19 protein-coding genes are annotated in these 21,608 nt (G+C 64.9%); 6 read left to right on the top strand and 13 right to left on the bottom strand.

The genetic code is table 11. From position 1 onward, the window contains the following. Nucleotides 1–70 precede the first annotated feature (70 nt). The 8 genes from ACQY78_RS19665 to ACQY78_RS19630 all read right to left on the bottom strand — a co-directional run bounded on the left by ACQY78_RS19665 (nt 71) and on the right by ACQY78_RS19630 (nt 8,139). Entirely contained in the window at nt 71–505 is a 435-nt protein-coding gene (locus ACQY78_RS19665; RefSeq protein ID WP_428677825.1) for a hypothetical protein, read from the bottom strand. Between the two features lie 20 nt (nt 506–525). After that, nucleotides 526–2,142, bottom strand: coding sequence for a GMC family oxidoreductase (locus ACQY78_RS19660; protein WP_428677823.1), 1,617 nt, complete (start codon nt 2,140–2,142; stop codon nt 526–528). A 104-nt stretch (nt 2,143–2,246) separates the two neighbouring features. Beyond that, entirely contained in the window at nt 2,247–3,221 is a 975-nt protein-coding gene (locus ACQY78_RS19655) for an ABC transporter ATP-binding protein (protein WP_428677822.1), read from the bottom strand. After that, the gene (locus ACQY78_RS19650; RefSeq protein ID WP_428677821.1) at nt 3,214–4,203 is read right to left on the bottom strand and encodes an ABC transporter ATP-binding protein; all 990 of its coding nucleotides are present in this window, start codon (nt 4,201–4,203) and stop codon (nt 3,214–3,216) included. The genes ACQY78_RS19655 and ACQY78_RS19650 overlap by 8 nt, the downstream gene beginning before the upstream one ends. Beyond that, nucleotides 4,200–5,093: an ABC transporter permease gene (locus ACQY78_RS19645; RefSeq protein WP_428677819.1), complete on the bottom strand. Its 894-nt coding sequence runs from the start codon at nt 5,091–5,093 to the stop codon at nt 4,200–4,202. Before ACQY78_RS19645 ends, ACQY78_RS19650 begins: the two co-directional genes overlap by 4 nt. A gap of 8 nt (nt 5,094–5,101) precedes the next feature. Next, complete coding sequence (locus ACQY78_RS19640; RefSeq protein WP_425069384.1) at nt 5,102–6,049, bottom strand: ABC transporter permease; 948 nt, start codon at nt 6,047–6,049, stop codon at nt 5,102–5,104. 29 nt (nt 6,050–6,078) lie between these two features. Then, nucleotides 6,079–7,674 carry an ABC transporter substrate-binding protein gene (locus tag ACQY78_RS19635; RefSeq protein WP_428677817.1) on the bottom strand — a complete coding sequence of 532 codons (1,596 nt, stop codon included), beginning with the start codon at nt 7,672–7,674 and terminating at the stop codon, nt 6,079–6,081. Between the two features lie 87 nt (nt 7,675–7,761). Beyond that, a complete protein-coding gene (locus ACQY78_RS19630) occupies nt 7,762–8,139 on the bottom strand; it encodes a VOC family protein (RefSeq protein WP_428677815.1) in 378 nt (125 codons plus the stop codon). A gap of 47 nt (nt 8,140–8,186) precedes the next feature. On the opposite strand from ACQY78_RS19630, the gene ACQY78_RS19625 reads away from it, so the two are divergent. After that, a complete protein-coding gene (locus ACQY78_RS19625; protein WP_428677814.1) occupies nt 8,187–8,972 on the top strand; it encodes an HpcH/HpaI aldolase family protein in 786 nt (261 codons plus the stop codon). A gap of 64 nt (nt 8,973–9,036) precedes the next feature. Here the strand turns inward: ACQY78_RS19625 and ACQY78_RS19620 are convergent, their stop codons facing one another. Further along, nucleotides 9,037–10,689 (bottom strand): thiamine pyrophosphate-binding protein, encoded by a 1,653-nt coding sequence (locus ACQY78_RS19620; protein ID WP_428677813.1) that lies wholly within the window; start codon nt 10,687–10,689, stop codon nt 9,037–9,039. 223 nt (nt 10,690–10,912) lie between these two features. Here ACQY78_RS19620 and ACQY78_RS19615 point away from each other — a divergent pair, with 223 nt between their 5' ends. After that, entirely contained in the window at nt 10,913–12,382 is a 1,470-nt protein-coding gene (locus tag ACQY78_RS19615) for an FAD/NAD(P)-binding protein (protein ID WP_428677811.1), read from the top strand. 13 nt (nt 12,383–12,395) lie between these two features. Continuing rightward, entirely contained in the window at nt 12,396–13,988 is a 1,593-nt protein-coding gene (locus ACQY78_RS19610; RefSeq protein ID WP_428677810.1) for a GMC family oxidoreductase, read from the top strand. A gap of 103 nt (nt 13,989–14,091) precedes the next feature. Here ACQY78_RS19610 and ACQY78_RS19605 read toward each other — a convergent pair whose 3' ends face one another. Both ACQY78_RS19605 and ACQY78_RS19600 read right to left on the bottom strand, forming a co-directional pair. Further along, nucleotides 14,092–15,117 (bottom strand): amino acid ABC transporter substrate-binding protein, encoded by a 1,026-nt coding sequence (locus tag ACQY78_RS19605; protein WP_428677808.1) that lies wholly within the window; start codon nt 15,115–15,117, stop codon nt 14,092–14,094. 22 nt (nt 15,118–15,139) lie between these two features. Continuing rightward, nucleotides 15,140–16,117, bottom strand: a complete 978-nt coding sequence (locus ACQY78_RS19600) for a Bug family tripartite tricarboxylate transporter substrate binding protein (RefSeq protein ID WP_428677806.1) — start codon at nt 16,115–16,117, stop codon at nt 15,140–15,142. Nucleotides 16,118–16,170: 53 nt separating this feature from the next. On the opposite strand from ACQY78_RS19600, the gene ACQY78_RS19595 reads away from it, so the two are divergent. The 3 genes from ACQY78_RS19595 to ACQY78_RS19585 all read left to right on the top strand — a co-directional run bounded on the left by ACQY78_RS19595 (nt 16,171) and on the right by ACQY78_RS19585 (nt 18,908). Further along, on the top strand, nt 16,171–17,337 hold the full coding sequence (locus ACQY78_RS19595) for an acyl-CoA dehydrogenase family protein (RefSeq protein ID WP_428677804.1): 1,167 nt from the start codon (nt 16,171–16,173) through the stop codon (nt 17,335–17,337). A gap of 121 nt (nt 17,338–17,458) precedes the next feature. Then, nucleotides 17,459–18,421, top strand: coding sequence for a hypothetical protein (locus ACQY78_RS19590; RefSeq protein ID WP_428677803.1), 963 nt, complete (start codon nt 17,459–17,461; stop codon nt 18,419–18,421). Between the two features lie 4 nt (nt 18,422–18,425). After that, entirely contained in the window at nt 18,426–18,908 is a 483-nt protein-coding gene (locus ACQY78_RS19585) for a DUF3237 domain-containing protein (protein WP_428677801.1), read from the top strand. 14 nt (nt 18,909–18,922) lie between these two features. Here ACQY78_RS19585 and ACQY78_RS19580 read toward each other — a convergent pair whose 3' ends face one another. Together ACQY78_RS19580 and ACQY78_RS19575 are read right to left on the bottom strand one after the other, a co-directional pair. Then, on the bottom strand, nt 18,923–20,770 hold the full coding sequence (locus ACQY78_RS19580; protein WP_428677799.1) for an ABC transporter ATP-binding protein/permease: 1,848 nt from the start codon (nt 20,768–20,770) through the stop codon (nt 18,923–18,925). After that, the gene (locus ACQY78_RS19575) at nt 20,771–21,568 is read right to left on the bottom strand and encodes a class II aldolase/adducin family protein (protein WP_428677798.1); all 798 of its coding nucleotides are present in this window, start codon (nt 21,566–21,568) and stop codon (nt 20,771–20,773) included. Nucleotides 21,569–21,608: the final 40 nt, after the last annotated feature.

Raw genomic sequence — 21,608 nt, 5'->3', positions numbered from 1 at the left:
AGGCGGTACGGTTCACAAAGAAAAACGCCCGGCGGAGTAATCCGCCGGGCGTTTCGATGTCGGTCTGCCCTCAGTAATTCAGGCCGTAGTAGCCGGGATTGCCCCACTCGCCCCAATCCCAGTCGCTGTCGACGGCGTTGTCCATGCCGGTCGGGCTGTAGGGATCGTCGGCGAAGTTGGCGCGCATCGCCGTCGTCATCATCTGCTTCGACGCCTCCTTGATGTAGGCGTTGTAGTTGTCCTGGTTGCCCATGTAGAGGCAGCCGCACATGGTCGGGTCGGCGTACACCCAGATCGGCTTGCCGTTGTAGGTCTTGCGGGCGAGCTTGTGCGGCGGCAGCTTCTTGAACGAAGCGGCCTGACCCGGCGTCTTCAGCGACACGACCTTGAAACCGGAATCGGCCAGCATGTCGCGCTTCGATTCGGTCTTCGGATCGTAGCCGTGACAGGCCGCCAACAGCCCTCCGATCGCCAGGATGGCGAGAATGGACCTCACAGGCTTCATCACGTCCCCCATTGTTTCCCTCAGGCGGCGGCCCGAAGGCCCGCCTTTGCATCCTCTTTGATCATGTCCGCGCCCTTCTCGGCAACCATGATCGTGGGGGCGTTGGTGTTGCCGGACGGCACGGTCGGCATGATCGAGGCGTCGATCACTCGGAGGCCGGCGATCCCGTGGACCCGCAGCCGGTCGTCGACCACGGCCATCGGATCCGAGCCCATCTTGCAGGTGCCGATGACGTGATAGGTCGTCTGGCCGTTGCCGCGGGCGAAGCTCAGCCACTCGTCGTAGCTCTGCACCTTGTCGCCGGGCGTGTTCTCGAAGGCGATGTACCTCGAGAGCGACGGATGGGAGACGATCTTGCGGGCGATCTGCATGCCGGCAACGGTGGCGTCGCGGTCGGTCTGGGCCGACAGGAAGTTCGGACGGATCGCGGGCTCGGCACCCGGCGTCGCCGACTTGATGTGGATCGAGCCGCGCGAGTCGGGGCGGCATTGGCCGATCACCACGGTCATGCCGGGCTCGCGCTCCAGGTCGCGTTTCTGCGCCGTGTCGTAGCTGGCGTGCGCCATGTGGAACTGCATGTCGGGCGATTCGAGGCCCGGCCGCGTGCGCACGAAGCCATAGACGACGCCGGCGGTCAGGCTGAGAGCGCCGCGACCCGTCGCATAGTACTTGAGCACTTCCTTCACGAGGTTCACGCCACGCGTCCGCTCGTTGAGCGTGATCGGCAGCTTGACCCGCCAGTTCATGCGCGGCGCGAAGTGATCGCCGTAGTTCTCGCCGACGCCCTTCAGCTCGTGCTTCACCTCGATGCCGTAGCGGCGCAGCAGCTCGGGCTGGCCAATGCCGGAATGTTCGAGCACGCCCGGCGACTGCACGGCGCCGGCCGAGACGATCACCTCGCGGCCGCAGCGCGCCTCCTGCTTCTGGCCGTGCACCGAGTAAGCGACGCCGACGCAGCGCTTGCCTTCGAGGATGACGTGATCGACCAGCGCATCGGTCACGATCTGGAGGTTCGGGCGGTTGCGGATCGGGTCGAGGAAGGCGCGTGCCGTCGACCAGCGCTTGCCGTTCTTCATCGTCACCTGGAAATAGCCGAAGCCTTCCTGGTTGCCGTTGTTGTAGTCCTTGTTCTTCGGGTAACCGCTGGCTTCGGCCGCATCGATGAAGGCATCGCAGAGCTCGTTGGTCTCGCGCATCTCCGCGACGTTCAGCGGGCCGCCCTTGCCGCGGCTGTCGTCGCCACCGGGCTCGTAATTCTCGGACTTCTTGAAGTACGGCAGGATGCGCTCGTAGGACCAACCCCGATTGCCGAGCTGCCCCCACGTGTCGTAGTCGAGCGGTTGGCCGCGCACGTAGAGCATGCCGTTGATCGAGCTCGAGCCGCCGAGCGCCCGGCCTCGCGGGCAGGGAATACGACGGTTGGCCATGCCCTCCTCCGCCTCCATCTGGAAGTTCCAGTTGAACTTCTCGTGGTTCAGCAGTTTGGTGAAGCCGGCCGGGATGTCGATCCACATCGACTTGTCGCGCGGACCGGCTTCCAGCAGCAGCACCTTGACGTTGGCATCCTCGGTCAGCCGGTTGGCCAGAACGCAGCCGGCCGAGCCGGCACCCACGATGATGTAATCCCAAATGGCCATGACGCTTCCTCTCTCCCTTTGGAGACAGTGTAGCGCGTCTGTAACCCGGCGCGACCCCAGTTCATGCCCCTCTCCCCCGCTACGCGGGGGAGAGGGGATTTCCTCTAGCGCAGATGGCAGGAAACCTGATGCCCCGGCGCGATTTCGCGCAGCGAAGGAACGTCCACTTTGCAGCGCTCCACGGCATAGGGGCAGCGCGTGTGGAAATGGCAACCCGACGGTGGCTTCACGGGGCTGGGCACGTCGCCCTGAAGCACGATCTTCTTCCGCTTGATCGCCGGATCCGGCACCGGAACGGCGGCCAGCAGGGCTTCCGTATAGGGGTGCTGGGCGTTGGTGAAGATCGACCGCGTGTCGGCATATTCGACGATGCGGCCGAGATACATGACCGCGATCTGGTGGCTGATATGCTCAACCACCGCGAGGTTGTGCGAGATGAACAGGTAGGAGAGCCGGCGCTCCGCCTGCAGCTCCATCAGGAGGTTGATGACCTGCGCCTGAATCGAAACGTCGAGCGCCGATACAGGCTCGTCGCCCACGATCAGCTTCGGTCCCAGCGCCAGCGCGCGGGCGATGCCGATGCGCTGCCGCTGCCCGCCCGAGAACTGGTGCGGGTAGTTCTTCATCTGGGCCGGGCGCAGGCCGACCCGCGCGAACAGCGCGGACACCTGCTCCTGGCGCTCCTTGGCATTGGCGACGCCATGGACCAGCAGCGGCTCGCCCACGATGTCGCCCGCCGTCATGCGCGGGTTGAGGGACGAGAACGGATCCTGGAAGATGATCTGCATCTCCCGCCGGTAAGGGCGCAACTCGGCCTTCGACAGGCCCATGATTTCCTTGCCCTCGACCTTGATCGAGCCGGAGGTCGGCTCCACCAGGCGCATGGCGGCGCGACCGGCCGTGGTCTTGCCGCAGCCGGACTCGCCCACGAGTCCTAGCGTCTCGCCGGCGCGTACGGTGAAGGTGACACCATCCACGGCATAGACCTGGCCGACTGTGCGGCGCAGCAGGCCCTTCTTCACCGGGAAGTGCTTCTTGAGGTCCTTGACCTCGATGACGGGGGGATTTGCGCTAACCATGTGTGTGCCAGCAGGCGGCCCAGTGACCGGGCTGCTTCTCCTCGTAAGCCGGACGTTCGGTGCGACACTTCTCGTCCGCCCTGTTGCACCGGGGCGCGAAGGCGCAGCCGGGCGGCAGGTCGAACAGCGGCGGAACGATGCCGGGAATTTCCTGCAGACGCTCGTTCGAGCGATCGGTCTGCCCGCGCATCAGGTCGAGGCGCGGGATCGAGTTCATGAGGCCGACCGTGTAGGGGTGAAGCGGCCTTGCGAACAGCTCGCCCACGGTCGCTTCCTCGACCTTGCGGCCGGCATACATGACGATGACCCGGTGTGCAGTCTCGGCCACGACGCCGAGATCGTGCGTGATCAGGAGGACCGCTGCACTGAATTCGCGCTGCAGCTCGACGATCAGCTCAAGGATCTGAGCCTGGATGGTGACGTCGAGTGCGGTCGTCGGCTCGTCGGCGATCAGCACCTTGGGATTGCAGGCCAGCGCCATGGCGATCATCGCGCGCTGGCGCATGCCGCCCGACAGCTGGTGCGGATACTCCTTGGCGCGTTGCGTCGGCTCGGGGATGCGGACCAGCTCCAGCATCTCGATCGCCCGCTTCATCGCCTGCTTGCGGTCCATGTCGCGGTGCAGGATGAGCGCCTCGGAGATCTGCTTGCCGATCGTCATCACCGGATTGAGCGACGTCATCGGCTCCTGGAAGATCATCGAGATCTCGTTGCCGCGCACGTCGCGCATCTCCTCTTCGGAGATCTTGAGCAGGTCGCGGCCGGCCAGCTTGATCGAGCCCGACACGATACGCCCCGGGGGTTCTGGGATCAGTCGCATCAGCGAGAGCGCGGTCATACTCTTGCCGCAGCCGGATTCACCGACGATGGCCAGGGTCTCGCCGGCGGCGACCTCGAAATCGACGCCATCGACCGCCTTGACGATTCCCTGGCGCGTATAGAACCACGTGCCTAGATCGGACACTTCCAGAAGAGAACTCATGTACGCTGTCTCGGATCGAGGATGTCACGCAGGGCATCGCCCAGCAGGTTGGTGCCGAACACCGTGAGGCTGATGGCGACACCGGGAAAGATCACAAGCCATGGCGCCGTGCGGACATACTCCGCCGCCGACTCCGAGAGCATGCGGCCCCATGACGGATAGGGCTCCGGAATGCCGAGGCCCAGGAACGAAAGCGACGCTTCGGTCAGGATGGCCGAGCCGAGCTGGGCTGTGCCGAGCACGATCAGCGGCGCCAGCGTGTTGGGCAGGACGTGCCGGATGGCGATGCGCATCTCGCCCATACCGATGGCCCGGGCGGCCTCGACGAAGGGTTGCTCGCGCAGCGAGAGGGTGCTCGACCGCACGACGCGCGCCACGCTCGGCACAAGAGGGATCGCGATCGCGATGATCGTATTCTCGAGCGACGGCCCCAGCGACGCGGCCATGACCAGCGCCATCACCAGCAGCGGCAGCGACTGCATGATGTCCATCAGGCGCTGGGTCGCGAGATCGAGCCAGCCGCCGATGAAGCCGGAGATCAGGCCGATCAGCACGCCCAGGATGCCGCCCAGCAGGGTGGCTCCCACGGCGACGGCGAGCGAGATGCGCGCGCCGTAGACAATGCGGCTGAACATGTCGCGCCCCATGAAGTCCGCGCCCAGCAAGTAGGTGCTGCTCGGTGCGGCCAGCGAGGCCCGCGAGTTCGTGGACAGAGGATCGTGCGGCGCGATGACGTTGGCAAACAACGCCGTCAGGACGAAGAGCAGCACGAGAACCGCTCCCACCGCGCCGAGCGGATAGCGCCGGGCCAGGAAGCCGGCCTGGCCCCAGAAGCCCGATACGTTGGCGCCGGCCTTGGCCAGCGCGGCATCATGGTCGATGACAGCCATGTGTGCCCTCAGTCCGCGTACTTGATGCGAGGGTCGAGCGCCATATAGGCCATGTCGACCAGGAAATTGACGACGACCACGCAGAAGGCGATCAGCATCACCAGGTTCTGCACGATCGGGTAGTCGCGCCACAGGATGGCTTCGACGAGGAAGCGGGCCACGCCCGGGATATTGAACACCGTCTCCGTCACGATCAGGCCGCCGACGAGGAATGCCGCCTCGATGCCGATGATGGTGACGACCGGCAGCAGTGCGTTGCGAAGCGCATGCACATAGTTGACCGTGGTCTGGGACGCGCCTTTCGAGCGCGCCGTGCGGATATAGTCCTGCCGCAGCACTTCGAGCATGGACGATCTGGTCAGGCGCATGATCAGAGCCGAGCTTCGGAACCCGACGGCCGCGGCCGGAATGCTGAGCAACAGCATCTCGTCGATGAAACTTCGCGGTTCGTTCGTATAGATCGGGATCATGCCGAACCACTGGACCGATGCCATCAGGATCAGCAGGCCGAGCCAGAAAGAGGGCAGCGAGAGCCCGCTCAGGCTGATGATGCGCAGCAGATAGTCGATCGCGGAATTCTGCCGGACGGCGCTGACGACGCCGAGAGGTACGCCGAGGATGATCGAGAAGAAGAGCGCCAATCCCGCCAGCTTGGCGCTGATCGGGATACGCGGCGCGATCTCCTCGAGGGCCGGGCGCTCCGACACATAGGCAAAGCCCAGGTCGCCACGCGCCAGACCGCCGATCCACTGCAGGTATTGATCGAAGATCGGCCGGTCGAGGCCAAGCTCGGCTGCGATCTTGGCCTTCTCCTTGGGATCGGCGATGCCCGCCGAATCCACCAGGATGTCGGCAATGTTGCCCGGCACCAGGCGCAGCATGACGAAGATGAGCACCGACATCCCGAAGAGAGTCAGAACCATCAACAGTACGCGGCGGGTAAGATACGCTCCCATCCTTCGTCGTGCCTCCGTACGCTTAAGCGTTACTTGTCGAGCCAGACGTCTTCGAGACGCCAGCCGTTGTAGATGCTGTTGTGCTGCAGGACGAGGTTCTTGACGGCCGGCGCCCAGCAGGTGTTCGCGACGCCATGCGAGATCGGCGGACGCGCCGCGTCCTTGAGCAGAGCCTGCTCGATCTTCGTTACCATGGCCTTGCGCTTGTTCAGGTCGGTCTCGGCGGACTGCTCATCGATCATCTTGTCGATCTCGGGATTCTTGTACCCCGTGTAGTTGCGGTCCGACGTGCTGTAGAAATTCTCGTAGAACACGCCGTCCGGATCGTCGAGGCCGGCGCCGGTCAGGTTGAGGCCGACCTGATAGTTCTTCTGCTGGATCTTGTTGTACCAGATCGTCGTGTCGATCGGCTCCAGCTCGGCATCGATATAGATCTGCTTGAGCTGGTCGATGAGGATGACGGCCGGATCGCGATAGATCGCGATGTTTCGGGTCGCCACCTTGATCTTGAGCGGCTTGTCGGGGCCGTAGCCCAGTTCCTTCATGATGCCGCGCGCGACTTCGCGGTTCTTGTCCGCGTCAGGCCCGAAGCCGGGAAGCTTCTGCAGTTCCTCTTCCGTCATGCCCCAGACACCGGCCGGCGGGGGCAGCATGGTCGCTCCCTGCAGGTCGTTGCCCTGGGTGAGGATGTCGCTGAACGGCTTGCGGTCGAGCGAATAGACGAGCGCCTCGCGCAGCTTGGGATTGTCGAACGGCGGAGCATCGCGGTTGACCAGCAGGTTGGTGTGGACGTTGGTCGGCCGGGCCTCGCAGATCGCGTCCGCCTTCTGCCCCTTCACGTCCTTCAACAGCGGGAAGGTGATGTCGGAATCGAAGGTGAGATCGTATTCGCCCGCGACGAAGCCCAGCACGCGAGTGCTGCGGTTCGGCACGATCTTGAATTCGATGGCGTCGAGATAGGGCCGTCCCTTCTTCCAGTAGTCGGGATTGCGCACCAGCTTGATGGCCTCGTTGCGCTTGAAGTCCGCGACCTTGAACGGGCCGGTGCCGATCGGCTTGGATCGCATTACCCGTGCCTCGACGTGACACGGATAGACCGGCGAATAGCCGGCCGCCAGCATCGAAAGGAACGACGGCTGCTGGCGTTCGAGCGTGAACGTCACCTCGTTGTCGCCGTTGGTCGTGACGTCCTTCAGGTTCTTGTACCAGACCTTGCGCGGGTTCTTGCGGATGATCTCCTGCTTCTCGTCACCACGCAGGGCGTCCCATGTGCACTTCACATCCTTGGACGAGAAGGGCTTGCCGTCGTGCCACTTCACGCCGCTGTGCAGTTTGAAGGTGAGCTTCGTCTTGTCGTCGTTCCACGACCAGCTTTCGGCCAGCTCGGGCACGATCTTGTCGGGGCTGTTGATCTTCTCCTTCGGGTCGAACATCACGAGGTTATTGAAGACGGCCATGAACGGCATGTTCGTCGAGATGGTCGCTTCCTCATGAATCGACGCGCTCGGCGGATTGTCGCGATGAGACACACGAAGTGTTCCGCCCTGCTTCTGTGCGAAGGCAGGAGCAGATATGACGACGGCAGCCGCGAGGCCACCGGCAATGACTGCCAGGCGATTACGCATTGTTATCCTCCCAGAGGCACGCTCGTTGGCGTGTTCTTTCTTCCCCGTTGCCCGGCAGGCTATCACACCATGTGAGATGGCCAAGCCTTAAAGTGCCGGTCCCTTAAGTTCTATCTGATTGCCTTCCGGATCATGGAAATAGACAGACGGTCCGTTGCCTTCCGCACCGTAACGCTCCACCGTTTCGCCGACCGATATGCCCAATGGCGCGAGCCGCATGACGATGGCGTCACGATCGAAAGGCTCAATGCGGAAGCACAAATGGTCCATGTTTCGCGACGTCACGTGCGCATCGTTGGCGACGAGGTCGAGCAGGGAAGCGCCTGCTCGCATCTGCACAAGACTCAGCGTGTCGATACGCCGCTCCTCGTTGAACCCCAGCGCCTCTTCGTAGAAACGCACCATGCCGGCCAGATCGCGCACGCGCAGAACGACATGGTCGATCCGTTCGACTTTGAAGGTCATGGCGAATAGCCTGCTTTCGGAAAAGAACGAACTCTATGGAGAAGACAATGGCGTTCGCAGTCAATGCCGCCAAGGCGCGCCTGAAGAAGAATGAGCTGTCGATCGGCATCGGCATCCGGCTGGTCCGCAACGTCGACATCGTGAAGGTGATGAAGGCGGCCGGCTTCGACTGGCTGTTCATCGACCTCGAGCACGGATCGATGTCGATCGAGACGGCGTGCGAGATCGCAATCGCTGCGCAGGATTCCGGCATCGCGCCGATTGTGCGCGTACCGTATGGCGAACTCACGATGGCGACGCGCGTGCTCGACGGCGGCGCGCTGGGCATCGTCGTCCCACATGTCGATACGGCGGAGGAAGCGAAGGAGATCGCCGACAAGCTGCGCTATCCTCCGCGCGGCCATCGCTCGGTCGGCGGCGGCCAGGCGCAATTCGACTACGAGCCGATGCCGCTGGGCGAGATGACGGCGAAGTCGGACGAGAACACGCTGATCGTGGTGATGATCGAGACGCCCAAGGCGGTTGAAAATGCCGAGGCGATCGCGGCGGTGCCGGGCATCGATTGCCTGCTCGTGGGCTCGAGCGATCTGTCGATGGAAATGGGCATCCCCGGCGACACCGGCAATCCGAAGGTCCAGGCCGCCGTCGACAAGGTCATCGCCGCCTGCCGCAAGCACGGCAAGTGGCCCGGCATGGGCGGCGCCTATACCGAGGAGCTGCTCAAGCTCTACACCGACAAGGGCATGAAGTTCCTGCTGTCGGGCAACGACCTGCCGATGCTGACCGGCGCTGCCCGTGCGCACCAGGCCAAGGTGCGCGCGTTTCAGAAATGAACTGCCGGGGGCGCGCCACTGCGAGCGGAGGTTACTCCGCTCGCAGTGGCGCGCCCCCGGCTTCTTAACGCTTCCCCTCGATCTCGACCTCGACGAGGTGCGGCTTGCCGGACTTGAAGGCGGCCTCGACGGCGGCCTTGATGTCGTCGGCCTTGGCGACGTAGGTGCCGGCGACGCCCATGCCCTTGGCCAGATCGACGAAGCCCATGGTCGGGCCCGTCAGGTCCATGTGCATGTAGGGCTTGTTCGACTTCACGTCGAAGCGCTGGCGATACGCATCGATATTGTGCTTGAGCACGCGGTACTCGCGGTTCGCCAGGATGACGAACACGATCGGCAGCTCATGATGCGCCGCCGTCCACAGCGCCTGGATCGAGTACATCGACGAGCCGTCGCCCGACACGCAGAGGATCGGCCGTCTGGTCTGGGCGACCGCGACGCCGATGGCACCCGCGAGGCCCTGGCCGATGCCGCCGCCGCGACCGCTGTAATAGTCGCCTGGTCCCTTGAAGCTGAACGTCTTGAACAGGTCGAGATTGGCCGTGATCGTCTCGTCGACCACCACGACGTCCTTCGGCGAGCCGGCGCGAATTTCCGCCATGGCGCGCGCCATCGAGGTCGGCGTGCGCGCCCAGGCCTTTTCGACGCGCGCCTTCTGCGCAGCATCGTCGTCCATCTTGCGCGCCTTCATCGCCTCGTTGCGCTTCGCCGCAGCCGCGGCATCGACGCCCGTCAGCGCTGCCTCGAGCGCCTCGAGTGCCGCCCCGGCATTCGCCACCACGCCGGCATCGAGCGCGAAATTGTAGGCGAGCCGCGAGGCTCCCGCCTCGATTTGCAGCAGCTTGGTGCCGGCCGCGAAAGGCGAACCCGGTGCGTACCAGACTTCCTCGAAGAACGGCCCGCCCACCATCAGCACGACATCGTTGTCAGCCAGCTGTTTGGCCACGCCCGGCGCATCGAAGGCCAGCGTGCCGCGATAGGCCGGATGATCCGTGGGGAAGGCATTCTGCCCTCGCAGGCCCTCGAACCATACCGAAGCCCCCAGCTTCTCGACGAGCTTGACCAGCACCTTGTCGGCGCCGGCGCGGGCGATGTCGTCTCCCGCCACGATGGCCGGACTCTTCGCGGCCGCCAGCAGCTTCGCCATGGCGGCGATGCCCGCCGGATCGGGACGGGTCGCGGTGTAGGAATGGCCAGGCTTGCCGGGCGGGATGGAGGTCTCCTGCTCCATCACGTCGATCGGCAGCGCCACGAACACCGGGCCGGCCGGGGCCTCGTTGGCGATCTTGAAGGCGCGCTGGAGGATCGGACCCAACTCATCGGCGCGCTCGACCTGGACGCTCCACTTGGTCACGGGCGCGGCGATGGACGCTAGATCGTGGCCGAGCACGGGATCGCGCAGGCGCATCCGCGTGTCCTGCTGGCCGGCCGTCACCACCATCGGCGAATTGTTCTTAAGGGCGCTGTAGATCGCGCCGATCGCGTTGCCGAGGCCCGGCGCCACGTGGAGGTTCACGAAAGCGGTCTTGCCGCTGGCCTGGGCGTAGAAGTTGGCCGCACCGGTGGCGACGCCCTCGTGGAGATGGACGATGTAGTCGAGCTGCGGATAGTCGGGCAGCGAATCGAGCAGCGGGCTCTCGGTCGTGCCGGGGTTGCCGAATATCCGATCGACCCCGTGATTGATCAGCGTCTCCAACAGAACCTGACGTCCGCGCATCCCATACTCTCCCTGTGACTTTTCCTGCTCCGGCCGGGCGTTCGTCTCGGTCCGGATCGGCGATCTGCCTGAATAGTACCGGGGCCGAGGCGCCAGTGGCATCCGGAGTTGGCACCGTCGGCCGTCCAATTTCTCCCCGTGATACGACAGGCCGCAGAGGCACGGCAGTTCAATCGTCGGGGCGGCCCTGCTAATGAAATGCGTGGAGGGTCGGAAGCACGGCATGGACAGCGTTGTCGAGCGGCAGTCGGCGGGCCTGGATGAACTCGAGAAGGTCGCGCGCCACGACCTGGCACGGTTGAACTATCCGTCGGCCAACTGGGTGCCGGAAAAGACCGGCCCAGACGGCCGCCGCGTGCTGGATGTCCTGATCGTCGGCGCCGGCATGTGCGGCCAGAGCGTCGGCTGGGGCCTGATGCGCGAGGGCATCCGCAACATCCGCGTGATCGAGCGCAACCGCCACGGCCAGGAAGGGCCGTGGAACACGACGGCGCGCATGCCGACCCTGCGCTCGCCCAAGCATCTCACCGGGCCCGATCTCGGCGTGCCGTCCCTGACCTTCCGCGCCTGGTACGAAGCGCAGCACGGTGCCGAGGGCTGGGAGAAGCTCTACAAGATCCCGCGCCTCGACTGGCTCTCCTATCTCCTGTGGGTCCGAAAGGTCGTTGACCTGAAGGTCGAGAACGGCGTGTCACTGCTCAAGGTGGAAGCCGCCGGCGACCTCCTGCAGGCGAGCCTGTCGACCGGCGAGACGATTCTCGTGCGCAAGATCGTGCTGGCCAACGGCCGCGACGGATCGGGCGGCTTTCGCTGGCCGTCTTTCCCGTCGTTCGACCCGGCCGCCCCCGCCCGCGCCGGCCGCGTCTATCACACGCTGGAAGACATCGACTTCACCAAACTCAAGGGCAAGCGTCTCGGCATTCTGGGCGTGCTGGCGACGGCGATCGACAATGCCTGCACGGCTCTGGAAGCGGGCGCGCGCGAGGCGATCTGCTACGCGCGGCGGCCGCACCTGCCGCAGGTCAACAAGTCGAAGGGCGTGTCCTTTCCCGGATTCCAGCGCGGCCAGGGCATGCTGGACGACGACTGGCGCTGGAAGATCTACACTTACATGCTGGCCGCCGGCTCGCCGCCACCGCACGAATCGGTGCTGCGGGCACAGAGGCTACCGGGCTTCGCCTTCCGATTCGCCGAACCGTGGCTCGACATGGTCATCGACGCGGACGGCGTCACGGTGAAGACCGCGAAAGCCACGGAACGCTTCGACGCGGTGCTGATCGGCACCGGCTTCGACATCGATCTTTCACGCCGCCCCGAACTCGCCTCATTTGCCGCCAACGTCACCTTGTGGGCCGATCGACGCACGCCCGGAGAGGCACAGGCCAACGCCGAGGCCGCGCGCTATCCCTATCTGGGCCCGGGCTTCGAGCTGATCGAGAGGGTGCCGGGCGGCACGCCGCACATGGGCGACATCCACCTCTTCAACTGGGGCAGCATCCTGAGCCACGGCGCGCTCGCGGGCGATATTCCCGGACTCTTCGTCGGCGCGACGCGCCTCATGCAGGCGATCTCGCATGCGTTGTTCCGCGAGGATGTCGAACGGCACGTGCAGAACATGTTCGCGCAGGAAGACCCGGAACTCGCACCGACCGACTATTTCGTGCCACGCGACAAAAGATCCGGCACGCTCTGAAGGGGGAAGAGACATGCAGGCGGATTATGTCGTCGTCGGCGCGGGATCAGCCGGCTGCACGGTCGCGGCGCGACTGAGCGAGACCGGCGCGTCGGTGATCCTGCTCGAGGCCGGTCCGAGCGACTGGCACCCGATGATCCACATACCGGCCGGCATCCGCTCGCTGATCCGCAATCCGCTCGTGAACTGGAACTATACGACCGAGCCGGAGAAGGGTTCGGGCGATCGCCGTATCGAGTGGCCGCGCGGGCGAACGCTAGGCGGCTCGAGTTCGATCAACGGAATGCTCTATGTACGCGGCGCCCCGGCCGACTTCGACAACTGGGCGCAGATGGGCTGCCGCGGCTGGAGCTACGACGACGTCCTGCCCTACTTCATGAAGTCCGAGCAGTACGTGCAGGGTGGCGACAAGGAGGTGCGTGGCCAGGACGGCCCCCTCAAGGTCGAGGACTACCGCACCATCCTGCCCCTCACCCATCGCTTCGTCGAAGGCGCGCAGCAGGCTGGCTTCCCGTTCAATCCCGATCTCAACGGCAAGACCCGCCAGGGTGTCGGCTATTCGCAGATGACCCGGCGTGGCCGCTGGCGTGGCTCGACGGCCCAGACCTATCTCCGCGAAGCGCGCAGCCGGCCCAACCTGCGGGTCGAGACGAATGCCCAGGGCGGCAAGCTCATGTTCGAGGGCAAGCGCTGCGTCGGCGTCACCTTCCAGCGCGGCGGCAACCTGACCGAAGTGCGGGCCAACCGCGAGGTCATCGTCTCCGGTGGCGCCGTCAACTCACCGCACATCCTGCAGATTTCCGGCGTTGGCCCGGCGTCGCACCTGCAGTCGCTCGGCATCCCGGTCGTGCAAGACCTGCCCGGCGTCGGCGCCAACCTGATCGACCACTATGTCGTGCGCGTCGTGCATCGCGTTAAGGGTCTCGAAACGGTCAACGAGGTCTCGCGTTTCCCGCGGGTGCTGCCGGAGATCCTGCGCTTCGCCTTCACCGGTCGAGGCGCCCTCACCTTCGGCGTGACGACGGCGCAGGTCTTCTGCGACAGCCGCGAAGGCCTCGCCTCGCCAGACCTGCAGCTCCTGTTCACACCGGGCAGCTCGCATCCGCTGAAGTTCGGCCAGCTCGACGAGCAGCCCGGCATGAGCTGCGTCGTCTGCGTCGTGAAGCCCGACAGCCGCGGCACGATCATGGCGGCCTCGGCCGATCCTTTCGCGCGACCGCAGATCAAGCCGAACTATCTCACCACGCATACCGACGAGCTGGCGCTGCTGGGCGGCTTCCGTCATGTGCGCAGCATCTTCGCCGCGCCCGCTCTCACCCAGCACAGCAGCGGCGAGATCCAGCCCGGTCCCGATGTGAAGACCGATGCCGACCTACTGGCCTATGCCCGGCGCGCCGGCAACACACTCTATCACCCGGTTGGCACCTGCAAGATGGGCGAAGACCCGCGCGCGGTCGTCGATTCGCGCCTGCGCGTGAACGGGATCCAGGGGCTGCGGGTCATCGACGCCTCGGTGATGCCGACGCTGACGACCGGCAACACCAACGCGCCGACCATCATGATCGGCGAAAAGGGCGCGGCGATGATCCGCGAGGACGCCCACTGAGGCTTTGAGTGGATGACTTACGGGTCGAGCGGAGAACGAACTCCGTCGTCTCGACCGGAGCACCGAAGGTGCAGAGTGAAGAGACTACGGGACCCCTTTGGCTCTATCGAATGGGCGGCGCGTACTGCAGGCCGCCCTGGGTCCACAGGGCGTTCTGGCCGCGCGGGATCTTGAGGAGTGAGCCCGAGCCGACATTGCGCTCGAAACTCTCGCCGTAATTCCCGACCTGCTTGATGATGTTGTAGACCCACTTCTCGTCGACGCCGAGCGCCTTGCCCATGCCGGGCGTGACGCCGAGGATGCGCTTGATCGTGGGGTTGTCGCTCTTCAGCATCTCGTCGACGTTCTTCGAGGTGATGCCGTATTCCTCTGCCTCGACCATCGCAAACTGCGTCCAGCGCACGATATCCTCGAACTGATTGTCGCCGTGGCGCACGACCGGTCCGAGCGGCTCCTTCGAGATGACCTCCGGCAGCACGATGTAATCATCGGGATTCGGCGCGTTGGCGACGCGCGTCGCGTAGAGGCGAGCCTGGTCGCCCGAATAGGCGTCGCACCGGCCGCTGAAGAAGGCACTGCGGCTCTGGTCGGGATCCTCGAAGAGGACCGGCTTGAAGCTCATCTTATTGGTGCGAAAGTAGTCGGCGATGTTGAGCTCGGACGTGCTGCCGGTCAGGACGCAGATCGAGGCGCCGTTCAGTTCCTTGGCGCTTTTGACGCCGAGCTTCTTCGGCACCATGAAGCCCTGCCCGTCATAGTAGGTCACGCCCACGAAATCGAGGCCGAGCGCGGTATCGCGCGTCAGGGTCCAGGTCGAGTTGTTCGACAGGAGGTCGACTTCGCCCGCCTGCAAGGCCGTGAAGCGCTGCTGGCCCGACAGCGGCACGTACTTCACCTTCTCGGACTCGCCGAAGAGCGCGGCGGAGACGGCGCGGCAGATGTCGACATTCATGCCCGTCCATTTGCCCTGGTTGTCGACCGTCATGAAGCCGGCAATGCCGCCCACGGCCACGCCGCAGACGAGCTGGCCGCGCGCCCGGACGGCATCGAGGTCCTTGCCGGCCATGGCATGGCCCGACTGGAGAACCATGGCTGCACCAAGCGCCATTGAAAGAATCATCCTTCGCATCGATCGTCTCCTCGTCTCCGGATCACTCGACCTTGGCGCCCACTGTCTTCACGACATCGGCCCACTTGGCGCGGTCGCGCGACACCGTCGCCTGGAACTGCTCGATCGTTTCATAGCGCGGCGTGTTGCCGAGCTCGATCAGCTTCTTCTGGGCATCGGGATCGGCCAGCGCCGCCTTGATCGCCAGGTTCATTTTCTGCGCGATCGCCGGATCGAGGCCCTTCGGTCCGAAGACGCCGAACCAGGTGTAGCTGTCGAAGCCCGGCAGTCCCGCCTCGTCGATCGTCGGCACGTCGGGAATGGCCGGCACGCGCTGCTTGGTCGAGACGCCCAGCAGTCTCATCTTGCCCGCCGCCGCCTGCGGCATCGCGATCTGCACCTGGGCGAAGATGCAGCAGGTGTCGCCGTTCAGCACCGACTGGATGGCGTCGGGCGAGCCCTTGTACGGCACATGCACCATGTCGAGCCCAGCCTTGGCGACGAATTCGGCAAAGGCCAGGTGCGTACCTGCGCCATTGCCGGTCGAGGCATAGTTGTACTTGCCGGGCGCGGCCTTAACCTTGGCGATGAAATCCTTCACGTCCTTGGCGTCGATCGCCTTGGGATTGATCGCCAGCACGTTCGAGACGTCGACCAGGGTCGAGATTGGCGTGAAGTCCTTTTCGACCTCGAACGGAAGCTTGCTGTAGAGGGCGGCATTGATGCCGTGCGTACCGGCCGTCCCCAGCAGGAAGGTGTAGCCGTCAGGTTTGGCCTTCGCGACGAAGTCGGACGCAACGTTGCCGCCGGCCCCTGCCTTGTAATCGATCACGATGCGCTGGCCGAGCGCCTTGTCGAGCAGAGGCTGCAGAATGCGCGCGACCACGTCGGTGCCGGAACCCGGCGGGAAGCCCATGACGATGGTGATCGGCCGGGTCGGCCAATCCTGTGCCGCCGCCGGGAAAACGGCCGATGCCGCATAGAGAAAAAGCGCCGTAGCGCCGAGCATGATTCTGCGCACTGTGATCTCCTCGAAGTTCGCTACGATGCCGATGCAAGAAACGGGGAAATGACATGGGTTACATGACCGACGAGCGCCGCATGATCCAGGAGACGGCGCGCGCCTTCGTCATGAAGGAAGTGCTGCCGGTGGCCAACAGGCTCGACCCGGAGAAGGGCGACATCCCGCCGGAGCTGATCCAGAAGCTGGCCGACATGGGATATTTCGGCATCGTCATCCCCGAACAGTATGGCGGGCTGGGCCTCGGCGTCTTCGAATATTGCCTGATCACCGAGGAACTGGCGCGCGGCTGGATGAGTGTCGCCTCCATCATCGCCCGCGGCAACGGGCTCAGCGCCGGCCGCGGCATGACCGACGCCCAGCGCGAGGTCTTCTTGCCCCGCGCCGCCCGCGGTGAATTTCTGGGCGCCGCGGCCATGTCCGAACCCAATGTCGGCTCGGATCTGGGCAGCATCGCCTGCCGCGCGCGCAGGGACGGCGACGACTGGGTGATCACCGGCAACAAATACTGGTGCACCTTCGCCGACGGGGCCGACTACATCATGCTGGTGGCCCGCACCTCCGACCCGCCCGATCCCAAGCGCAAGCATGTCGGTCTCTCCTCCTTTTTGATCGAGAAGCCCAGGGGCACGCTGCCGCCGGGCGTAAAGGGCGCGCCGATTCCCAAGATCGGCTATTTCGGCTGGAAGACCTGGGAGCTGGCCTTCGACGAGTGCCGGCTGCCCGGCTCGGCGCTGATCGGCGAGGAAGGCCGTGCCTTCTATTATATCTCGGCAGGCCTCGAACGTGCCCGCGCCCATACGGCCGCCCGAGCCATCGGCCTCGCCCGCGGCGCGCTCGAGGACGCCACTGCCTATGCCCAGGAACGGCGGCAGTTCGGCCAGGCGATCGGCGACTTCCAGAACACGCGCTTTCGTCTCGCCCGCATGGCGACCGAGATCGAGGCAGCGCGCCAGCTCATGTACTTCGTCTGCGACGAGATCGATCAGAAGCGCCGCTGCGACAAGGAAGCAGCGATGGTGAAGTTCTTCGCGTCCGAGATGGCCGAGCGGGTGACGTCGGAAGCACTGCAGGTGTTCGGCGGGGCGGGCTACACCACGCTGCACGCGGTCGAGCGCTATTGGCGCGATGCGCGTCTCACCAAGATCTTCGAAGGCACGTCGGAGATCCAGCAGCGCATCATCTCCGATCACCTGCTGGGGAAGTCCAACGCGGGGTGAGTCGAACTCCAATAGATTGCGACGACGCGCGCCATTCAACTGGATGGCGCGCGCCTGACCTTCTAGACTTGAATGACTTTCAAGAGCGTTTGCCGCGGGGGCGTGCATGTTGGGGGGCATCGTGTCAATTCGACACATCGTTTGCGTCGGGATGTGTCTGCTGGCTTCCGCCTGCGCCAGCACCCAGCTGAACTACAATACGGCGGATCTCGCCTCCTCGCTGAACTCCCTGCAGAAGAGACAGATCTTTTTCAATCTCTCGCAGGCGATCGCCGATCCGGAATTCGTTCCCTCGCAGGTGACGATTTCGATCGGCGTCGCGCAAACGGCCAATTCGGTATCGCCCACGATCAGCGTGCCTCTGGGCCCTTCCCTGGCCACCGCCACGAGGGTCACAAGCGGAACCCGCCCGAACGTCCAGTCCACGAGCACGCTGGGCGCCGCCAGTCCCTCGCTGGGTCTCCAGGTGACCGACGCCTGGAACCAGAGCTGGACGATGGTTCCAGCCAATTCGTCGAACCAGCTGGGCCGCCTGCGGACGCTCTACCAGTATGCCACGGGCACCTTGCCGCACAGTGACCCGAACACCGCCCTCAGCCAGGAGGAGGCGGAGAAACAGTTCCTCTGCGAGTATCCGCTCCAGGCGCAGGCGGTCTCGCCGCAGTCAGGCAACGTGATCTTCAAGTTGTATGGCTGCCGGGACAATCATGCCGGCCCCTCGCGCACCCGTGTGATTCACGCGGACCCGACGTTCACCCAGGGTCCCAACTGCATCGTGTGCATCGACGATCTCAATGCGTCCAACCTTCGTCCCTACGTCAATCCGAACCTGAAGTACCATTTCATCCGCTCGGCGGACGAAAAAACCGGCGACCTGGTCAAGGTCGGCTCGTATGAGACAACGACCTTCTACGTGTGCGGCGTCGCCGGAGGCAGATGCCCTGCCGTTCCGGGGCAGGCCCCCTTCGATGGGCGCAAGGCCTTCAGCGATTTCATCCTGTTCGTCTATGAAGCCATGAGCATTCCCTCCGCCACGGGAAGCGGCCGCTCGACCGGCGGCTCGTTCGTCTACTCGGTCAGGTGAGGCGATGCACGACGTCGACAGCTTCATTGCAACGCCGCCGGTGCTCAGCTTCGCCTTCGCCATCAAGGCGAAGGTGGGTCCGGTCCAGGATCTCGGCCACACGGCACGCGGCCATCGGCGCATCATCGACATCCTGGGCGGTGAAGTGCACGGCCCGCGGCTCGCGGGCGAGATCCTGCCCGGCGGCGCCGACTGGCAGATCGTCCGGCTCGACGGCACGATCGAAGTCGTGGCGCGCTACACGATCCGCAGCACCTCGGGCGCCCTCGTCTATGTGCAGAACGAAGGGCTGCGCGTGGCAAGCCCGGAGATTCTCGCACGCATGGCCCAGGGAGAGTTGCCGCCTCCCGGCAGCTATCACTTCCGGACGGCGCCACGCTTCGAAACGGCGGAGCCGACGCTCAAATGGCTGGAGCAGGCGACCTTCGTCGGCGTCGCCACGCGCGCGCCCGAGCGGATCGCGATCGGCTTCCACGAAGTACTCTAGCGGAAGGCCCTGCGTCAGCGGCCCAGCAGATTGGACCGTACGTTGGCCCAGAATCCAGGGTCGCGCGGCACAGTGCGGCTGACCGCCGCCATCTTGCGGTAGAGGTCGCCCAGCGACCGCTTGCTGGCATCGGCGCGGAGCGTGGTGCCGTCGGCACCGGCCTCGAGGGTCAGTTCCCGCGTATGGAAGACTTCGAGTCCGGGGCGATGCCCGATGCTGACGACCGACGTCTCCGGCAGCTTTTCGATCAGGAGCTTCATGACGTTTTCCTGGCCGGCCTCGTCAAGCGCAGAGGTGGCTTCGTCCATGAAGATCCAGTCGGGCTTGTGGACCAGCACGCGGGCAAAGGCCACGCGCTGCTGTTCGCCGCCGGACAGGATGTGGTCCCAGCGCTCGGTTTCGTCGAGGCGATCGCGGAGATGATCGAGGCCCACCTCGTGCAGCATGTCCTTCAGCACGTCGTCACTGATTCCGCCCTCGGGCTCGGCCGGATAGAGCATCGCGTCACGCAGGGTGCCCAGCGGGAAATAGGGCTTCTGCGGCATGAACGTGATCGCACCCGTGGGCAGGTGGATGGCGCCCCGCCCCCACGGCCACACTCCGGCGACCGCCCGCATGATCGTGCTCTTGCCGCTGCCCGACTTGCCGCGGATCAGAACCCGTTCGGCGCGCTGGATCTCGACCTCTGCCTCCGCGACAAGCATCTGGCCGTTGGGGCGGGACACGCCCAGCTCACGCATGACGAGGCGGTCCGACTCGCCTGCGGGATGGACCACGATTCGCGCGTCGTCGGGCGCCTCGCTGCTTTCCTCGAGATCGGTCAGCGCCACATGGAGATGCACGACACGATCGGTCGAAGCGCGCCACTCGGCGAACTTCGGGAAGTTGTCGATCAGCCAGGACAGCGCCCACTGCACGCTGGAGAAGGCTTGCGCCGTCTGCATCAGGCCGCCCAGCGCGATCTCACCGCCAAGGTAGCGTGGCAGCGCAACGATCAACGGCACGATCGGGGCGAGATAGGCGAGCGAGCTGGTGAGCAGGGAGAGATTGCCCTGCCCGCGCGTCTGGACGTTCCAGGCCGTGCGCAGGTCGAAGAGCGAGCTGCGCAGCCGCTCGCGCTCGTCGTTTTCGCCGCGCATCAGGGCGATGCCTTCGGCATGCTCGCGGGCCCGCGTCAGCCCGGACCGGAAATCGGCCTCGCGACTCTGGCGGATGTTGCCGGCATGGATCAGGCCACGCCCGAGGAAATAGGTGAGCAGCGAGCCGACGAGCGCATAAGCCACGGCGGCCCACACCATGTAGCCGGGAAGGTCGAACTCCAGGCCAAACAGCCTGATCGGCATCGTGCCCGACAGGACCCACAGCACGCTGAGGAAGGTGACCAGCTGCAGCACGCACTGCAGGATGCTCTGCGCGAACTCGACGGCGAGTTCGGTCGAGACGCGGATATCTTCGGCGATACGCCCATCGGGATTGTCGACTTCGTCGGCCAGCATGCCGAGCTGGTACTGGCGGCCGGCGTGCAGCCAGCGCAGCACCGTGACGTGCGACAGCCAGGAGCGCCAATTGATCTGCAGCCGCCGCTTGACGTGGAGCTGGATCGCCACCGCCACGCCCGCGGAAACGACGATGGCGGCCAGCACCCACAGCAGCCGCATGAGTTCCACGACGTCGCGTTTGTCGAGCGCGTTGAAGAAATCACGGTTCCAGATGTTCAGCCAAAGCGCGATGCCGACATTGGCGACGCCCAGGAGCAGCAGGCCGCCGGTGAGCATCCAGGCAACGGCGCGATAACCCGGCGCCGTCCAGTATCCACTGGCAACGGCGGCGAAGGCGCGTACGGAGCTGTGCGGCGTATCCAATCAGTCGCGGAAGCCCGGATCGATCCGGTCGAGCTTCCGAAGGAGAGCCGGCCAGTCCAGCAGGCCGAACGGCCGCCGGGTCTTCGGCTGGTAGTTCATGTAGGTCGCCTCGACCACCTCGGCCGGGACGTCGATCAGCTTGGTGTTGCACGACATGGCCGCGAGCTGCGTCTTGCAGCTCAGCTCCAGCCGATGCATGGCGTTGAACGCCTCGGGAATCGTGGCACCGGTCGTCAGCAGGCCGTGGTTGCGCAGAATCATCGCATTGTTGTCGCCCAGGCTCTTCACCAGCGCCTCGCGCGCCGCAAGGTCGAGGACGACGCCGTCGAAATCGTGATAGCTGATCTTGGCGAAGCGCATCGAGGTCTGCGTGTTGGGCAGCAGGCCGCATTCCATGGTCGAGACCGCCATGCCCGGCCAGGTATGGGTGTGGAGCACGCAGCCGACATCCGGCTTACCCATGTGGATGGCGCTGTGGATCACGAAGCCGGCGCGGTTGACGCCGTACTCCAGGCCGCCGTCGAACTCCGGCTTCGCCAGGATGTTGCCCTCGTGGTCGATCTTCAGGAGGCTCGACGCCGTGATCTCTTCGTAAAGCAGTCCATAGGCGTTAATGAGGAAGGCGTCATGCTCGCCCGGTACCCGCACCGAGATGTGGTTCGCGATCAGGTCGGACATGCCGTACAGGTCGACCAACCGGTAACAGGCCGCCAAGTCGACGCGCGCCTGCCACTCCTCGGGCGAGACGTTGGACCGGAGGTTGGCAACTTTTGAAGTTTTGAGGGCGTGCACGGCCATGGAAACGCTCCAGGAATTAAACGGTTCCGGAAGCTAGACC

Origin of the sequence: Reyranella sp. (assembly GCF_965279625.1) — a bacterium.
Taxonomy (GTDB): Bacteria; Pseudomonadota; Alphaproteobacteria; order Reyranellales; family Reyranellaceae; genus Reyranella.
Note: the sequence above shows the minus strand (reverse complement) of the source record. Positions and strands in the feature narration are given on the sequence as shown.

Excerpts from the sequence above, each read along its gene's own strand:
- ACQY78_RS19630 (WP_428677815.1), bottom strand. The coding sequence starts at position 8,139 with ATGACCTTCAAAGTCGAACGGATCGACCATGTCGTTCTGCGCGTGCGC.
- ACQY78_RS19660 (WP_428677823.1), bottom strand. The coding sequence starts at position 2,142 with ATGGCCATTTGGGATTACATCATCGTGGGTGCCGGCTCGGCCGGCTGC.
- ACQY78_RS19625 (WP_428677814.1), top strand. The coding sequence starts at position 8,187 with ATGGCGTTCGCAGTCAATGCCGCCAAGGCGCGCCTGAAGAAGAATGAG.
- ACQY78_RS19635 (WP_428677817.1), bottom strand. The coding sequence starts at position 7,674 with ATGCGTAATCGCCTGGCAGTCATTGCCGGTGGCCTCGCGGCTGCCGTC.
- ACQY78_RS19645 (WP_428677819.1), bottom strand. The coding sequence starts at position 5,093 with ATGGCTGTCATCGACCATGATGCCGCGCTGGCCAAGGCCGGCGCCAAC.
- ACQY78_RS19575 (WP_428677798.1), bottom strand. The coding sequence starts at position 21,568 with ATGGCCGTGCACGCCCTCAAAACTTCAAAAGTTGCCAACCTCCGGTCC.
- ACQY78_RS19650 (WP_428677821.1), bottom strand. The coding sequence starts at position 4,203 with ATGAGTTCTCTTCTGGAAGTGTCCGATCTAGGCACGTGGTTCTATACG.
- ACQY78_RS19640 (WP_425069384.1), bottom strand. The coding sequence starts at position 6,049 with ATGGGAGCGTATCTTACCCGCCGCGTACTGTTGATGGTTCTGACTCTC.
- ACQY78_RS19655 (WP_428677822.1), bottom strand. The coding sequence starts at position 3,221 with ATGGTTAGCGCAAATCCCCCCGTCATCGAGGTCAAGGACCTCAAGAAG.
- ACQY78_RS19585 (WP_428677801.1), top strand. The coding sequence starts at position 18,426 with ATGCACGACGTCGACAGCTTCATTGCAACGCCGCCGGTGCTCAGCTTC.
- ACQY78_RS19615 (WP_428677811.1), top strand. The coding sequence starts at position 10,913 with ATGGACAGCGTTGTCGAGCGGCAGTCGGCGGGCCTGGATGAACTCGAG.
- ACQY78_RS19610 (WP_428677810.1), top strand. The coding sequence starts at position 12,396 with ATGCAGGCGGATTATGTCGTCGTCGGCGCGGGATCAGCCGGCTGCACG.
- ACQY78_RS19665 (WP_428677825.1), bottom strand. The coding sequence starts at position 505 with ATGAAGCCTGTGAGGTCCATTCTCGCCATCCTGGCGATCGGAGGGCTG.
- ACQY78_RS19595 (WP_428677804.1), top strand. The coding sequence starts at position 16,171 with ATGGGTTACATGACCGACGAGCGCCGCATGATCCAGGAGACGGCGCGC.
- ACQY78_RS19620 (WP_428677813.1), bottom strand. The coding sequence starts at position 10,689 with ATGCGCGGACGTCAGGTTCTGTTGGAGACGCTGATCAATCACGGGGTC.
- ACQY78_RS19605 (WP_428677808.1), bottom strand. The coding sequence starts at position 15,117 with ATGCGAAGGATGATTCTTTCAATGGCGCTTGGTGCAGCCATGGTTCTC.